We start from the raw sequence: 14,902 nt of genomic DNA, 5'->3' as shown, positions 1-14,902 counted from the left end.
CCCGAGCCGCCGCAGGGAGAGTGGTGGCGTGCCCAGGGACAGGACCGGCGCCGCCGTGCGGGCTCCCCGTCACAGTGCCGTCCCGCTCCCGCCCGCGGCCTCCCGCGGAGCCTCCTCGAGCGGCGTCCTCGCCGAGACCGGCCCGGTCGAGCCGACCGCCGTCGCACCCGCGCACCGCCGGCCGCTGGGCGACTCCGGTCACGACCTCTTCCCCTTCGTGCTCGACGCGGCGGCACTCGGTCGCGACGACGGTGCCGCGCTCCTCGAGCGCTACGCGGCGTGGGGCGGCAACGGCGTCGTCGTCACCGACTCGCGCCTCGCGGACGGCGTCGGCGGCTGGCCCGCCGGACACCGCGACCGGGACCGCTTCCTCCTGATCGGCCGCTTCGCCGCACCGGCCGGGGCCCCCGCGACGCCGCGCGCGCTGGTGGACCGTGTCGAGGGGGTGCTGCGCCGCCTCCGCACCGACCGCCTCGACGTGCTGGCGGTCCGACCCGACGGGGCCGGGCGCCTCGACGAGCTCCTCAGTGCGGTCGACGTGCTGCTGACACGCGGTCTGGTGCGCTCGGTCGTCGCCTCCGGCTTCTCCCCGGAGGAGCTCTTCGAGGCGCGCGTCCTGGCCGCACACGGACTGCCCCGCCTCGCCGGCGCTGAGGTCCGCTGGAACCTGCTCGAGCGGCCCGGCTCGGAGGGCGATCTCGGCCTCGTCGCCGCCGGCCAGGGACTCGCCCTGCTCGCGACCGTCCCCCTCGCCCACGGGTTCCTCCGCGGCGCCGAGCGCACCCGCCGCGAGCTCGGCCGCCTGCCCGACGGAGCCCTCGCCGCCGCCCACCTCGGGCGCCGCGGACGCCGGGTCCTCGCCGTCCTCGACGCGATCGGCGCCGAGCTCTCGGCCGCTCCCGCCGCCGTCGCCCTGGCCTGGCTGCTCGGCCGGCCGCGCCTGACCGCTGCGACCGTCGCCCCGCGCTCGCCCGCCGACGTGGACGCGCTCGTCCGCGCGGTCTCGCTCGACCTCGACGCGGGACACCTGGCCGCGCTCGAGCGCGCGCGCCGCTGACCGCGCCCGACCGCGACCAGCCGGGCACCTCTCCCGCCACGGCGCGACAGCCCGGCCGGGCCGCCGTCGCCGGTGGCCTAGGGTGGGCACGATGAACCACGGAGTCGCACTGCCCCTCGACCAGCCGGAGACGTCAGTCCGGGCCGCAGGCGGATCCACGGTCCGCCGCTCCGTCCTCCCGAGCGGTGTCCGCATCCTCAGCGAATCGGTGCCCGGCGCCCGCAGCGCCACGATCGGCTTCTGGGTCGCCGCGGGATCGCGCGACGAGCGGCCCGGCCGTCCCGCGACCGCGGGCGGGCCCGCCGTGCCCTCCAACGTCGGCTCGACGCACTTCCTCGAGCACCTGCTGTTCAAGGGCACGCAGAAGCGGTCCGCCCTCGACATCGCCGTGTCCTTCGACTCCGTCGGCGGGGAGCACAACGCTCTCACCGCCAAGGAGTACACCTGCTACTACGCCAAGATCCAGGACCGCGACCTCCCGATGGCGGTCGAGGTGATCGCCGACATGGTGACCTCCAGCCTGATCGACCCGGACGAGTTCGAGACCGAGCGCGGGGTCATCCTCGAGGAGCTCGCGATGGCGGACGACGATCCGGGCGACGTCGCGGGGGAGAAGCTGTTCGAGGCCGTCTTCGGCGACCACCCGCTGGGCCGCCCGATCGGGGGCACCGCGGCGACCATCGGCGAGGCCACCCGGGATGCGGTCTGGGCGCACTACCGCGCCGCCTACCGCCCGCGCGACGTGGTGATCACGGTCGCGGGCGCCGTCGACCACGAGGCGCTCGTCGCGCTGCTCCAGCGGGTGCTCGTCGCCGACGGCTGGGACCTCGGCACCGCGGCCTCGCCCGTCGAGCGGCGCGTCGGCGGCCGCGCCACCTACACCCGCGGCAGCGCCGTGTCGGTCGTGCACCGCCCCACCGAGCAGGCGAACCTGCTGATCGGCTTCCCCGGCCTCGCCGCGGGCGACGAGCGGCGGATGACGATGGGCGTCCTCAACTCGATCCTCGGCGGCGGTATGTCCTCGCGCCTGTTCCAGGAGGTGCGCGAGAAGCGCGGCCTAGCCTACTCCGTCTACTCCTTCGCCCCGTCCTACTCCGACGCGGGCCTCTTCGGACTGTACGCCGCATGCACCCCGGCGAAGGCGGGGACGGTCGCCGAGCTCCTGCTCACCGAGTTCCACCGCCTCGCCGAGGACGGCGTCACCGATGACGAGCTCGCCCGCGCCCGCGGCCAGCTCTCGGGAGCGGCGGCGCTCGCGTTGGAGGACTCCGACACCCGGATGTCGCGCCTCGGCCGCGCCGAGCTGACCTTCGGCGAGTTCGTCGACCTCGACGAGAGCCTGCGCCGACTCGCCCTCGTCGGCGCGGAGGACGTCCAGGCACTCGCGGCAGACTTGGCGCGGGGGCCGTCGTCGATCTCGGCCGTCGGCGCGGTCGACGAGTCGGCCTTCGCCGGGATCGCCGGGGTCGAGAGCGCCTCCGCGATCTGATCCGATCGTCGAACGCCCGCTGATCGCGCACCGCCGCGCCGCACCAGGGAGGACCCCGTGTCCCACTACATCTACCTCGTCCGCCACGGCGAGCAGCAGGACGCCGAGCACGGCATGCCGGACGGCCCGCTCTCGGCCCGAGGCGAGCGCCAGGCGAGGCTCATCGCCGAACGGCTCGGCGGAGTCCCCTTCACCGGAGCGTGGCACTCGCCGCTGCGCCGGGCCGAGGAGACGGCAGCGCGCTTCCAGACGCTCCTGCCGAGCCTGCCGCTCCAGCCGTCCTCGCTGCTGTTCGACTGCATCCCCTCGGGGCCGACCCCGGACATGCCCAAGGCGTTCGAGCCGTTCTTCGGCAGCGTGACCGCGGCCGAGATCGAGGCGGGGCACGCGCAGATGCAGGACGCGGTGGCCGAGTTCCTGGCGCCGTCGCGCGAGGACCGCCACGACCTCCTCATCACCCACAACTTCGTGATCGGCTGGTTCGTCCGCCACGTGTTCGACGCTCCCGACTGGCGGTGGCTGGGCCTCAACCAGGCGAACTGCGGGCTGACGATCATCCGCGTCCGCTCCCGCAAGCCGCCGGTGCTCGTGGTGCACAACGACCTCTCGCACCTGCCCGTGGAGCTGCGCACCGGCCTGCCCGAGGCCCAGCCGTACTGAGCCGCGGGCTACGCTGAGTCGGTGACTACCTCCGTCGCCGTGGTCGGCGCGTCCGGCCGACTCGGCTCGTTCACCTGCTCGCTCATCGAGGCGTCGAGCGAGTTCTCGCTCGTCGCGCGGCTCGGCTCGCGGAGCGATCCCGCCGAGATGCTCGAGGCCGACGTCGTCGTCGACATGACCGTGCCGGCCGTCAGCCAGCAGATCGTCGACTTCGCCGTGGCGAACGGGAGGAAGGTGCTCGTCGGCACCTCCGGCTGGACCGGCGACCGCATCGCGGCCCTCCGGCGCAGCGTCGCCGAGCAGCCCGAGGCCGGCGTCGTGATCATCCCGAACTTCTCGCTGGGCTCGGTGCTCGCGACCGCTCTGGCCACCGTGGCTGCGCGCTTCTTCGACGCGGCCGAGATCGTCGAGACCCACGGCGCCCGCAAGGTCGACTCGCCCTCGGGGACCGCGGTCCGCACGGCCGAGCTCCTGCTGCGCGCCCGGGCCGAGCTCGGTCCGGTGCAGGCTCCGCACACCGATCAGCGGGCCCGCGGCCAGCAGGTCGCGAGCGTCCCGGTCCACAGCCTCCGCCTGCCCGGAGTGGAGGCGCGCCAGGAGGTCGTCTTCGGCGGCACCGGCGAGACGGTCACTATCCGCCACGACACCACGTCGCAGGCGTCCTACGAGCAGGGCGTCCTGCGCGCTCTCGACGCGGTCCGCACGACGACGGGCGTGGTGGTGGGCCTCGACGCCCTCCTCGACCTGCGCGCCGCCTTCGACGCCGCGCCCCTGGCCGAGCGGCCGGGCGACGAGCAGCCCGTCGTCGACCGGGCACCGTCCGGCCAGGCCGCCGCAGCGACGAGCATCCCGTGAGGACCCGCGTCGGCGTCGTCCTGATGGCGGTCCTGCTCGCCCTCTACCTGTTCGTCTGCCTGCAGTACTCCGTCGTCGCCTTCGCCGCGGCGACGGTGCCGGGCATCGTGATGGGCGTCGGCCTGCTGATCCTCGGCGCGGTGGGAGTCTGGGGGCTCGTGCGCGAGCTGCTTTTCGGGCTCCGCGCGGAGAAGCTGGCCCGTCGGCTGGAGGGCGAGAACGCGCTCCCGCAGGAGGTCCTCGACTCGCGGGCCAGCGGGCGTCCGCTCCGGGAGGAGGCGGACGCGCTGTTCCCGCAGTACGCGGAGGAGGTCGACGCGCAGCCCGGGAGCTGGCGCGCCTGGTACCGCCTCGGCCTCGCCTACGACGCGAGCGGCGACCGCAAGCGCGCCCGGGGCGCGATCCGCCGGGCCATCGCGCTGGAGCACGAGGCTCCGGCCTGACCGTCCGGCCGCGACCGGGCGGCCCGGGCGCTCAGGCGGCCCGGATCAGGCGAGCACCCACGCCAGCGCCTCGCCGACCGTGCGGTGGCGGAACTCGAAGCCGTCGTCGAGGAGCCGCTGGGGGACCAGGCGCTGGCTCGAGAGCAGCAGCTCGTGCCCGGCGTCGCGCAGCGCGAGCTCGATGATCTTCTCGGGGACGGCCAGCTTGAACGGGCGGTGCAGCTGCTCGGCGAGCGTGCGCATCACGTCGTTCGCGGTCGCCGGCACCGGTCCGGCGAGGTTCACCGGGCCCGAGAGCGAGGACGTGAGCAGGTGGCGGATCGCCGCGGCCTCGTCGTAGAGGCTGATCCAGGGCCAGGCCTGGTTGCCGCTGCCGAGCGGCCCGCTGAGGCCGAGCCTGGTCAGGGGCAGGAGCGGCTTGAGCGCGCCGCCGTCGCCGAGGACGAGCCCGGTGCGAGCGGTGACCACCCTCGTGGCCTCGGGGGCGAGGTGGGCGGCCTTCTCCCAGCGGTCGACGACGTCGGCGAGGAACCCGTCGCCGCGGGAGGACTGCTCGGTGAGCTCCTCGCCCGGGCGGTCTCCGTAGTAGCCGACCGCGGAGGCGTTGATCAGCGTCGTCGGCGGGGTCGAGGACATCCGCATCGCGTCGGTGAGGGTCTGCGTGGACTGGATCCGCGAGTCGAGGATCTCCCGCTTGTAGGACGCGGTCCACGGCAGGCGGCTGATCGAGGCGCCGGAGAGGTTGATCACGGCGTCGACGCGGTCGAGCACGCTGAAGTCGAGCATGTGCGAGGTGGGCGCCCAGTGGAACTCGTCCGGGCTCGACGGCGCGTGGCGCACCAGGCGCAGGATCTCGTGCCCCTCGGCGCGCAGCTGGCGGGCCAGCTCCGAGCCGATCATCCCGCTGGCGCCGGAGATCAGGACGCGGAGCCGGGGAGCGGAGGCGTCCGGCCGCGCAGAGGGCTGCTCGGACGGCGTCGACACGTGCTCGCCCGGCGTGCGCGAGGCGCGTCGCGGCGAGCCGGAGCCCGTGGCCCCGTCGTGGTCGGAGTGCCGTGCGGATGAGTCGCTCATGGTGCCTCCCGGAGCCGGTCGCGGGCCGCCCGCGAAGCGGACCCAGCCTAGAGCCTCACGCCCGGGAGCCCGCCGAGCGCTCGACCAGGCCGGCCCGCGCGAGCACGAGGTAGAGCTCGCAGCCCAGGCAGAGGCCGAACACGGCGTTGAGGAAGGCGGCGAGGAAGGCGACGGCCGCGGCGACCGGAACCGATCCCGGGACACCGGCGACGTGCAGGAGGACGCCGGCGCCGGTCACCACCAGGCCGATCAGCTGGGCGAAGCGCGGCGGGCGGGCGTCCTCCCACTCGCGCGGCGGTGTCAGGTGCGGCCGGACCACCTGGCGGAACAGCACCGCCCAGGGGCCGGACCCGACGCCGCGCGCGGCCGACCAGGCGAAGAGGGCGGCGAGCGCGAGCAGCAGGAGGAATCCGGGCTGGGAGAGCCGGCCGTCGAGGTCGGCCCGGGCCGGGGCCGCGAGCCCGAGGCCCACGGCCGTGAGGAGGAGTGCGGCGGTGATTCCGGCGGCGACCCTCGGGCCGCGGGGATCGACGGTGCCGGACGGGGGAGTGGCGCCGGTGGTGGAGGGGGAGCGGGTGCTCATCATGTCTCCTGGAGTCGGTCGAGCTCGATGGTCAGAGCGGCGCGGGTCGGAGCGCCGCCGATGCGGCTCCGCGGCACTCCGTCTCGATCGAGCAGGAGGAGCGTGGGCGTCTGCCGGACGCGGAAGCGCGCCGCGAGGTCGGGGCGGTGCGTCAGATCGACGTCGAGGTGCGCCAGCCCGGGCCGTTGCTGGGCGAGCTCCCCGAGCATCCGTCGCACCGCTGGGCACCGCGTGCAGACGTCGGTCGAGAACTGCACGACTGTGGCTCGGGTCCCGAGCACTGCGCCGGGGACGAGCTCTCCGGGGTCGATCGCGGGGTCCTCGCCCGAGGGGACGCTCGCGACGCGCCCGGAGCGGGTCCGGTGGACAGCCCCGAGGACGACGCCCAGCACGACGAGGCCGAGCAGTGCGGCGAGGATCGTCACGGGCTCCATCCGGGAAGCGTAGGTCGGCGCGGACGCTGCGCGGACGACTGTGTCGGGATGTGACGACGGTCTCGGTCGGAGCGTGGTCTAGGTTCGATCCGTGACCGAACAGAGCAGCCCCAGCGCAGACCCGAGCAGTCCCGTCTTCCGCAGCGATGTCGTCGTCGAGCTCGTCCGCGCGAGCGCCCACGACTCCGACGTGCTGTTCGCGGCCCGCGTCTCGACCCAGGGCGAGAAGACGCTCGCCGAGGCGCTCGACGGCGAGGAGTCCGACGCCGAGCTGCAGCGCAAGCGCGACCGCGGCCTGATCAACTACCTGATGCGCGACCGCCACGGCTCGCCGTTCGAGCACAACTCGATGACCTTCTACGTGCAGGCGCCGATCTTCGTCTTCCGCGAGTTCATGCGCCACCGCATCGCCTCCTACAACGAGGAGTCGGGCCGCTACCGCGAGCTCCGACCGGTCTTCTACGTGCCCGGCCCCCGGCGCAACCTCGTGCAGGTCGGCAAGCCCGGCGCCTACTCCTTCGAGCCGGGCACCCCGGAGCAGGCCGACCTCGTCGCCGAGGAGACGCGCCGCGTCAGCACGCAGGCCTACGAGTCGTACCAGCGGATGCTCGGCGAGGGCGTCGCCCGCGAGGTCGCAAGGATCGTCCTCCCGCTGAACATCTACTCCTCGATGTACGTCACGCTCAACGCCCGCTCGCTGATGAACTTCCTCTCCCTGCGCACCAAGCGCGAGGACTCGACGTTCCCCTCCTTCCCGCAGCGCGAGATCGAGATGGCCGCCGAGCAGATGGAGACCCACTTCCAGGAGCTGATGCCCCTCACGGCCGCCGCCTTCACGGCGAACGGCCGCGTCGCCCCGTAGGGAGCCGCCGGGCGCGTGGGCGTGCCGGGGCCCGAGGCGTGCCCTCCGCAGGCTGCACCGCAGTCCGCAGGAGGGTGTGCCGTCTGCACGCGAGTGTCGCCGCCGACGGGCGAGTGTGCCGCCGGCAGGCTCCAGTGCGGTCCGCAGGGGGGTGTGCCGTCTGCAGGCTCCAGTGCGGTCCGCAGGGGGGTGTGCCGTCTGCAGGCGCCAGTTCCGTCCGCAGGGGGGTGTGCCGTCTGCAGGCGCCAGTTCCGTCCGCAGGGGATTGCGCCGTTTGCAGGGGATGGTCGAAGGGGAGCGCTCTCCTCCGCCTGGACAGCGGGTCGACGCCAGGATCTCCTGCAGATCGCACCGGCCAGGCCTGCAGATCGCACCGCCGCAGCCTGCAGATCGCACCGCCGCAGCCTGCAGATCGCACCGCCGCAGCCTGCAGATCGCACCGGCGAAGCCTGCAGATCGCACGGGTCACCCGCGCCGGCGGGGCGGCGGAGCGTCCTCCCCAGGCGCCGGTCGGAAGAGCTCTCCCCAGTTCCGTCGGTCGCATCGTCGACGGCGGTCCCGGTCGGGCCAGCCTCGACGGATGCGAGCGTCCTCCACCACCCTCCTCCGCGCCGGCGGCGTCGTGAAGACGGAGCAGTTCCTCCGGGAGGGGACGACCCGGCGGGAGCTGTCACGCGCCGTCGTGTCGGGGTCGCTCGTCCGCGTCCGGAAGGGCTGGTACGCACTGCCCGGCCTCGCTCCCGCGGTCGAGCAGGCCTTCCGCGTCGGAGGGGTCCTCGCCTGCGCGGATGCAGCGCGCGTCCACGGGCTCTGGGTCCCGGCTTTCCGCGGTCTCCACGTCGGAGTGCCGGAGCAGGCCTCGCGTCTGCGCGACCGCGAGCGGTACCACCTGCGGCTCGGCACCTCCGACGACGTCGTCGTGCACTGGTCAGCCGCTGCTGCGCCGCCCTGCACCCTCGTGCAGAGCATGGAGGACTGCATCGTCATCGCCTCCCTCTGTCAGGGCGCCGAGTTCGGATTCGTCCTCCTCGAGTCGGCGCTCCGGCAGGGGCTCCTCGGCACGGCGGCCAAGAACCGCCTGCTCGCCCGTCTGCCCACCCGGCTCGCGGTGCAGCTGAGCTGGGCGGGAAAGGTGTCGGAGAGCGGGCTCGAGTCGATGGTCGCGTTCCGCCTGCGCAGGATCGGAGTCCGCTTCCGCCAGCAGGTGCGCATCGGCGCTCGCCGGGTCGACTTCCTCATCGGCGAGGTCCTCATCCTGGAGGTGGACGGTGCGGAGTTCCACGAGGCCGACAGGGACAACCGTCGCGACATCGAGCTCGGCCGCCTGGGCTATCGGATCCACCACTTCCGGACCGCGACAGTCGACACGCACTGGGAAGCGGCGGAGGCGGACGTCCTCGCCGCCGTCTCCCGCGGCGATCATCTCCGCTCGTAGGGGATCGGGTCATCGGGGCTGCCCCCGGACCGCAGCGCGACCCGCAGCGGTGCCGTCTGCAGGGAGGTGTGCCGTCTGCAGGGAGGTGTGTCTGCAGGGAGGTGTGCCGTCTGCAGGGAGGTATGCCGTGTGCAGGTGCGATCTGCAGGGGATCCTCCGCGCGGCCGAGGCGTTGGGCGGAAGAACGCCCTTAATCGCGGAGAGCTCCTGCAGATCGCACTGCCTCCTGCAGATCGCACTGCCTCCTGCAGATCGCACTGCCTCCTGCAGATCGCACCGCCCCCTGCAGACGGCACCGCCCAGACGGCACACCCGAACCCACCGGAGCGGCGCGGCGGCGACCCGCTACCCTGGCAGCGTGTCAACTCCGGAGAATCCCTTCGGCCAGGTCCTGGTCGCCCTGGTCACCCCGTTCACCGCCGACGGCGAGGTCGACTGGCCCGGTGTCGAGAAGCACATCGACGACTGCATCGCAGCGGGCGCGGACGGCATCGTGGTCACCGGGACCACGGGCGAGACCAGCACCCTGACCGACCCGGAGAAGATCCGCCTGGTCGAGGTCGGCCGCTCGGTCGCCGGGGGCCGCGCGAAGATCATCACGGGAGGCGGCTCCAACGAGACCGCCCACGCCATGCAGCTCGCCCGTCAGAGCGAGAAGGCCGGCGCCGACGGCAACATGATCGTCACCCCGTACTACAACAAGCCGACGCAGGCGGGCGTGCTCACGCACTTCCGGATGATCGCGGACGCGACGGACCTGCCGGTCATCCTCTACGACATCCCCGGCCGCACCGGCGTGCCGATCCGCTACGAGACCATCCTGCGGGCGGCCAAGCACCCGAACATCCTGGCCGTGAAGGACGCGAAGGGCGATCTCTCCGAGGTCAGCCGCGTGCTCAACCAGACCGACCTGATGTACTTCTGCGGCGACGACGCGAACGTGCTCCCCGAGCTCGCCATCGGCGCCACGGGGCTCATCGGCGTCACGGCGAACATCGCCGCCGCGCCGTACCGCACCATCGTCGACGCCGTGAACGCGGGCGACCTCCGCGCGGCCACCCGCGCGCACCAGCAGCTCGAGCCGCTCGTGCGCGCCGTGATGACGCACGTCCCCGGGACCGTCGCCGCGAAGTACATCCTGCACGGCCTCGGCCGCATCTCCTCTCCGCGCGTGCGGCTGCCCCTGGTCGGCCCGGAGGAGTCGGAGGCGGCGCTCATCGAGGACGAGCTCGGCCTGGTCCGCGACATCCCGGGCGTCGACTTCCGCAACTTCCGGCCCGACCGCAACGCCGCGGCCGGCGGCGCCCTCCCGAAGGTCGCCGGCACCACCCGCTGAGCCCGAGCGGCACGTCCCGAGAAAGCACCGCTGGAGAAGGAGGGCGCATGCCCGGTCCCGTGATCATCCCCGCCCCGCTCGCGCCGGGAACGCTGCGGATCATCCCTCTCGGCGGTCTCGGCGAGATCGGCCGCAACATGACCGTCTTCGAGATCGACGGCAGGCTCCTGATCGTCGACTGCGGCGTGCTCTTCCCGGAGGAGGACCAGCCGGGCGTCGACCTGATCCTCCCGGACTTCACGCCCATCCGGGACCGGCTCGACGACATCGTCGGAGTGGTGCTCACCCACGGTCACGAGGACCACATCGGCGCCGTCCCCTACCTGCTCCGGCTGAAGCGCGACATCCCGCTGATCGGCTCCACCCTCACGCTCGCCCTCGTCGAGGCGAAGCTCAAGGAGCACCGGATCACGCCCTACACGCTCACGGTGAAGGAGGGGGACGTCGAGAACCTCGGGCCCTTCGAGCTCGAATTCGTCGCCGTGAACCACTCGATCCCGGACGCGCTGGCCGTGTCGATCGTCACCGACGCGGGCTCGGTGCTGCACACCGGCGACTTCAAGATGGACCAGCTGCCGCTCGACGGCCGGATCACCGACCTGCGCGCCTTCGCCCGCCTCGGTGAGGAGGGCGTCGACCTGTTCATGGTCGACTCCACCAACGCCGACGTCCCCGGCTTCACGCCGAGCGAGCGCGACATCGGCCCGGTCATCGAGAGCGTCATGGCCAGGGCGACCCGCCGCGTCATCGTCGCGAGCTTCTCGAGCCACGTCCACCGGGTGCAGCAGGTGCTCGACGCGGCCCACGCCACCGGCCGCCGCGTGGCGCTGCTCGGCCGCTCCATGGTCCGCAACATGCGCATCGCGGCGGACCTCGGCTACCTCCACGTCCCCCCGGGCGTCCTGGTCGACATGAAGAAGTCGGGCGACGTCCCCGAGGACAGGATCGTCTATATGTCCACGGGGTCGCAGGGCGAGCCGATGGCCGTCCTCAGCCGGATGGCCAACCTCGACCACCAGATCGAGCCGGGGGAGGGCGACACCGTGATCCTCGCGTCCAGCCTCATCCCCGGCAACGAGAACGCGGTGTACCGGGTCATCAACGGGCTCACCCGGCTCGGAGCGACCGTCGTGCACAAGGGCAACGCGAAGGTGCACGTGTCCGGGCACGCCGCGGCCGGCGAGCTCCTCTACTGCTACAACATCCTCAAGCCGCTGAACGTGATGCCGGTGCACGGCGAGTACCGGCACCTGGTCGCGAACGCGCAGCTCGCGCGCGAGACCGGGATCGCGGAGGAGAACACGATCATCGCCGAGGACGGCACCGTGATCGACCTGCTCGACGGGCGGGCGACCGTCGTCGGACGGCTCGACCTGGGGTTCGTCTACGTCGACGGATCGTCGGTGGGCGAGATCACCGACGCCGACCTCAAGGACCGGCGGATCCTCGGCGAGGAGGGCTTCATCTCGATCATCGTGGTGGTCGAGGCGGGCACGGGGCGGATCGTCGTCGGCCCCGAGATCCACGCGAAGGGCTTCGCGGAGGACGACAGCGTCTTCGACGAGGTCAAGCCGCGGATCGCCGCCGCGCTCGAGGAGGCGGTGCGCAACGGGGCGAGCGATCAGCACGCGCTCTCGCAGGCCGTCCGTCGTGTCGTCGGCCGCTGGGTCAACACCTCCTACCGCCGCCGGCCCATGATCGTGCCGCTCGTCATCGAGGCCTGACCCTCCCGGGCCGGCGGCTGATCGGCGTCGGCCGTCCCGGCGCGGGTCACCGGCCCTGACGGGGGCGGCGGGTACGGTGGCCTCATGGCGACCAGTACCAAGACGACCTCGCGCGGGCGCGGCAGCGCGACTCCGCGCTCCGGCGCGCCGCGATCCGGCCGGGGCTCGGGCAAGGCGGCCGCCGAGACGAAGACGGTGGCCTTCGAGTCCGCCCCGCGCACCAACCCCGCCGTGCGGCTCTGGATGGCGCTGGCCCACCTCGCAGGCGGCGCGGCGCGCGCCCTCGGTCCCGAGCGCCTGGCGAAGGAGGAGCGCCGCGACGGCGTCCCCTTCCTCCTGCTGCTGCTGGCCGTCGCGGGTGCGGTCGTCGAGTGGTTCCTCGCGACCGACCCGGTCGCTCTGGTTCTCGACGCGTGGAGCTTCGGCGGCTTCTTCGGCCGGGTCGCCTACGTGCTGCCGGTCGTCCTGCTCCTCTTCTCCCTCTGGCTCTTCCGGCACCCCCGGTCCGTCGACGACAACGGGCGGATCGGCGTGGGCGTCATCACGCTGCTCGTCGCCTCCGCCGGCATCTGCCACGCGCACCTCGGCCTGCCGCAGCCGGGGCAGGGCATCGAGACCATGGCGGCAGCGGGAGGCGTGCTCGGCTGGCTCGTGGGCGCCCCGCTCGCGGCGATCGCCACCGTCCCGGGCGCGACCGTGCTGCTGTCGCTCGTGATCCTGCTGTCGCTGTTCATCATCACCAAGACCCCGCCGAACCGCATCGGCGCGCGCTCGCGGGAGCTCTACGGCTACCTCTTCGGCGCCCCCGTGCTCGACGACGAGGAGCGCGCCCGCCTGAAGGCCGAGCGGGCCGCCGCCAAGGCCGCGGCGAAAGCGGAGGCCGAGCAGGAGGACGCGCAGCAGGACGGCGGAGAGCTGCCCTGGTGGCGGCGCACCGAGTCCGGGCGCGAGGACGAGCCGACCGTGCAGACCGAGCTCCCGATCGACTCCTTCACCGAGGTCATCGAGGGCACCGCGCCCGCCCGCGGCCGCGCGAAGGGCTTCGACTCCGCGCTCGAGGAGCGCGACGACGAGGCCCACCCGCCGACCCGCTCCTACGCCACCGAGGTGCTGGCCGAGGCCGAGACCGCCGAGGCGGCGCTCGCCCGCTTCGAGCAGACGGGCGCGTCCCGCGGCGCGACCGGAGTGGTCGACGACGACGCGACCGAGGTCATCCGTCTCGACCGCCTCGACGTGGCGCCCGCCGTCCCGATCCCGCCCGTCATCGAGACCGGCCCGATCGCTCCTCTCGCCGAGGAGGACCCGACCGCCGGCTTCGACTCCTCGTTCGAGGACGACGCGCCGTACCGCCTCCCCTCGGCGGCCGCCCTCTCGACGGGCACGCCCTCCAAGGCGCGCTCGGCGGCCAACGACGAGATGGTCCGCGCCATCACCGAGGTGCTGCAGCAGTTCAACGTGGACGCGACCGTCACCGGCTTCTCCCGCGGCCCGACCGTCACCCGCTACGAGATCGAGCTCGGCCCGGGAGTCAAGGTCGAGCGCGTCACCGCGCTCAGCAAGAACCTCTCCTACGCGGTCGCCAGCAACGAGGTCCGGATCCTCTCCCCGATCCCGGGCAAGAGCGCGATCGGCGTCGAGATCCCCAACACCGACCGCGAGATCGTCTCGCTGGGCGACGTCCTCCGCTCGCCGGCGTCGACGACGTCCACGCACCCGATGACCATCGGCGTCGGCAAGGACGTCGAGGGCGGCTACGTCGTGGCGAACCTCGCCAAGATGCCGCACCTCCTGGTCGCCGGCTCCACCGGCTCCGGCAAGTCCAGCTTCGTCAACTCGATGATCACGAGCCTGCTCATGCGCGCGCGCCCGCAGGACGTGCGGATGGTCCTGATCGACCCCAAGCGCGTGGAGCTCACCATCTACGGCGGAGTGCCGCACCTGATCACTCCGATCATCACGAACCCCAAGAAGGCCGCCGAGGCGCTGCAGTGGGTCGTGAAGGAGATGGACATGCGCTACGACGACCTCGCGTCGTTCGGGTTCCGCCACATCGACGACTTCAACGCGGCCGTCCGCGCCGACGAGATCAAGCTCCCCGCCGGCAGCAGCCGCGTCCTCAAGCCGTACCCCTACCTCCTCGTGGTGGTCGACGAGCTCGCCGACCTCATGATGGTCGCCCCGCGCGACGTCGAGGACTCGATCGTGCGGATCACGCAGCTCGCGCGCGCCTCGGGCATCCACCTCGTGCTCGCCACGCAGCGGCCGAGCGTCGACGTGGTGACCGGCCTCATCAAGGCGAACGTGCCCAGCCGCCTCGCCTTCGCGGTGACCAGCGTGACCGACTCGCGGGTCATCCTCGACCAGCCGGGAGCCGACAAGCTCATCGGGCAGGGCGACGGCCTCTTCCTCCCCATGGGCACCAACAAGCCGATGCGCGTCCAGGGCGCCTGGGTCCGCGAGGACGAGATCGCGAAGGTCGTCGAGCACGTCACCCGCCAGGCGCAGCCCGAGTACCGCCAGGACATCACCGTCCAGGCGCAGCGCAAGGAGATCGACTCCGACATCGGGGACGACCTCGAGCTGCTGGTCGCTGCGGCGGAGCTCGTCGTCAGCACGCAGTTCGGCTCGACCTCGATGCTGCAGCGCAAGCTCCGCGTCGGCTTCGCCAAGGCGGGCCGCCTGATGGACCTGCTCGAGTCGCGCGAGGTCGTCGGTCCCTCCGAGGGGTCGAAGGCCCGCGACGTGCTGGTCACCGCCGAGCAGCTGCCGGGCGTCCTCGCGCGGATGCGCGGCGAGGACCCGGGCGACGGGCCTGCAGCGCCGTCCTCGGTCGCCCCGGACCCCTACGCGGATCCGCTGGCCGAGCCGACGGGGCCCGCCGCCACGGACTACCACGACGACGACGAGGGGTCCGGCGAGGACGCCTGGACTCTGACGGGACGCGAGTGAC

General features: G+C 73.0%; 13 protein-coding genes. 10 read left to right on the top strand and 3 right to left on the bottom strand.

The window, feature by feature from the left end; all coding sequences use genetic code 11:
- Nucleotides 1-28 precede the first annotated feature (28 nt).
- The 5 genes from C5D08_RS05200 to C5D08_RS05180 all read left to right on the top strand — a co-directional run bounded on the left by C5D08_RS05200 (nt 29) and on the right by C5D08_RS05180 (nt 4,504).
- Complete coding sequence (locus C5D08_RS05200; RefSeq protein WP_181110166.1) at nt 29-1,057, top strand: aldo/keto reductase; 1,029 nt, start codon at nt 29-31, stop codon at nt 1,055-1,057.
- A 91-nt stretch (nt 1,058-1,148) separates the two neighbouring features.
- Nucleotides 1,149-2,546: a pitrilysin family protein gene (locus C5D08_RS05195; protein WP_104276198.1), complete on the top strand. Its 1,398-nt coding sequence runs from the start codon at nt 1,149-1,151 to the stop codon at nt 2,544-2,546.
- 57 nt (nt 2,547-2,603) lie between these two features.
- The gene (locus tag C5D08_RS05190) at nt 2,604-3,206 is read left to right on the top strand and encodes a histidine phosphatase family protein (protein ID WP_104224462.1); all 603 of its coding nucleotides are present in this window, start codon (nt 2,604-2,606) and stop codon (nt 3,204-3,206) included.
- 21 nt (nt 3,207-3,227) lie between these two features.
- On the top strand, nt 3,228-4,061 hold the full coding sequence (gene dapB / locus C5D08_RS05185; RefSeq protein ID WP_104276124.1) for a 4-hydroxy-tetrahydrodipicolinate reductase: 834 nt from the start codon (nt 3,228-3,230) through the stop codon (nt 4,059-4,061).
- On the top strand, nt 4,058-4,504 hold the full coding sequence (locus tag C5D08_RS05180) for a tetratricopeptide repeat protein (RefSeq protein ID WP_104233263.1): 447 nt from the start codon (nt 4,058-4,060) through the stop codon (nt 4,502-4,504). The genes dapB and C5D08_RS05180 overlap by 4 nt, the downstream gene beginning before the upstream one ends.
- Nucleotides 4,505-4,549: 45 nt before the next feature.
- Here C5D08_RS05180 and C5D08_RS05175 read toward each other — a convergent pair whose 3' ends face one another.
- Genes C5D08_RS05175 through C5D08_RS05165 form a run of 3 tightly spaced genes read right to left on the bottom strand, consistent with a single transcriptional unit; the run spans nt 4,550 to nt 6,595 of the window.
- Nucleotides 4,550-5,578 carry a TIGR01777 family oxidoreductase gene (locus C5D08_RS05175; protein ID WP_104276123.1) on the bottom strand — a complete coding sequence of 343 codons (1,029 nt, stop codon included), beginning with the start codon at nt 5,576-5,578 and terminating at the stop codon, nt 4,550-4,552.
- Between the two features lie 55 nt (nt 5,579-5,633).
- Nucleotides 5,634-6,161, bottom strand: coding sequence for a DUF4395 domain-containing protein (locus C5D08_RS05170; protein ID WP_104276122.1), 528 nt, complete (start codon nt 6,159-6,161; stop codon nt 5,634-5,636).
- Nucleotides 6,161-6,595, bottom strand: a complete 435-nt coding sequence (locus C5D08_RS05165; RefSeq protein ID WP_104276121.1) for a thioredoxin family protein — start codon at nt 6,593-6,595, stop codon at nt 6,161-6,163. The genes C5D08_RS05170 and C5D08_RS05165 overlap by 1 nt, the downstream gene beginning before the upstream one ends.
- Nucleotides 6,596-6,686: 91 nt before the next feature.
- Between C5D08_RS05165 and thyX the strand changes: the two genes are divergently transcribed.
- From thyX to C5D08_RS05140, 5 genes are all read left to right on the top strand, one after another.
- Nucleotides 6,687-7,457, top strand: coding sequence for an FAD-dependent thymidylate synthase (gene thyX / locus C5D08_RS05160; protein WP_104276120.1), 771 nt, complete (start codon nt 6,687-6,689; stop codon nt 7,455-7,457).
- Between the two features lie 580 nt (nt 7,458-8,037).
- Nucleotides 8,038-8,892 carry a type IV toxin-antitoxin system AbiEi family antitoxin domain-containing protein gene (locus C5D08_RS05155; RefSeq protein ID WP_104276119.1) on the top strand — a complete coding sequence of 285 codons (855 nt, stop codon included), beginning with the start codon at nt 8,038-8,040 and terminating at the stop codon, nt 8,890-8,892.
- Nucleotides 8,893-9,250: 358 nt separating this feature from the next.
- Nucleotides 9,251-10,228 (top strand): 4-hydroxy-tetrahydrodipicolinate synthase, encoded by a 978-nt coding sequence (dapA, locus tag C5D08_RS05150; protein WP_104276118.1) that lies wholly within the window; start codon nt 9,251-9,253, stop codon nt 10,226-10,228.
- A 47-nt stretch (nt 10,229-10,275) separates the two neighbouring features.
- Nucleotides 10,276-11,952 carry a ribonuclease J gene (locus tag C5D08_RS05145; protein WP_104276117.1) on the top strand — a complete coding sequence of 559 codons (1,677 nt, stop codon included), beginning with the start codon at nt 10,276-10,278 and terminating at the stop codon, nt 11,950-11,952.
- Between the two features lie 84 nt (nt 11,953-12,036).
- The gene (locus C5D08_RS05140; RefSeq protein ID WP_104276116.1) at nt 12,037-14,901 is read left to right on the top strand and encodes a DNA translocase FtsK; all 2,865 of its coding nucleotides are present in this window, start codon (nt 12,037-12,039) and stop codon (nt 14,899-14,901) included.
- Nucleotide 14,902 lies beyond the last annotated feature (1 nt).

Origin of the sequence: Rathayibacter sp. AY1B6 (assembly GCF_002932755.1) — a bacterium.
GTDB lineage: Bacteria > Actinomycetota > Actinomycetes > Actinomycetales > Microbacteriaceae > Rathayibacter.
Note: the sequence above shows the minus strand (reverse complement) of the source record. Positions and strands in the feature narration are given on the sequence as shown.

What these genes read in the sequence shown, in the direction of transcription:
- C5D08_RS05195 (WP_104276198.1), top strand. Translation starts at nt 1,149, where the DNA reads ATGAACCACGGAGTCGCACTGCCCCTCGACCAGCCGGAGACGTCAGTC.
- C5D08_RS05175 (WP_104276123.1), bottom strand. Translation starts at nt 5,578, where the DNA reads ATGAGCGACTCATCCGCACGGCACTCCGACCACGACGGGGCCACGGGC.
- C5D08_RS05170 (WP_104276122.1), bottom strand. Translation starts at nt 6,161, where the DNA reads ATGAGCACCCGCTCCCCCTCCACCACCGGCGCCACTCCCCCGTCCGGC.
- C5D08_RS05165 (WP_104276121.1), bottom strand. Translation starts at nt 6,595, where the DNA reads ATGGAGCCCGTGACGATCCTCGCCGCACTGCTCGGCCTCGTCGTGCTG.
- C5D08_RS05155 (WP_104276119.1), top strand. Translation starts at nt 8,038, where the DNA reads ATGCGAGCGTCCTCCACCACCCTCCTCCGCGCCGGCGGCGTCGTGAAG.
- C5D08_RS05145 (WP_104276117.1), top strand. Translation starts at nt 10,276, where the DNA reads ATGCCCGGTCCCGTGATCATCCCCGCCCCGCTCGCGCCGGGAACGCTG.
- C5D08_RS05140 (WP_104276116.1), top strand. Translation starts at nt 12,037, where the DNA reads ATGGCGACCAGTACCAAGACGACCTCGCGCGGGCGCGGCAGCGCGACT.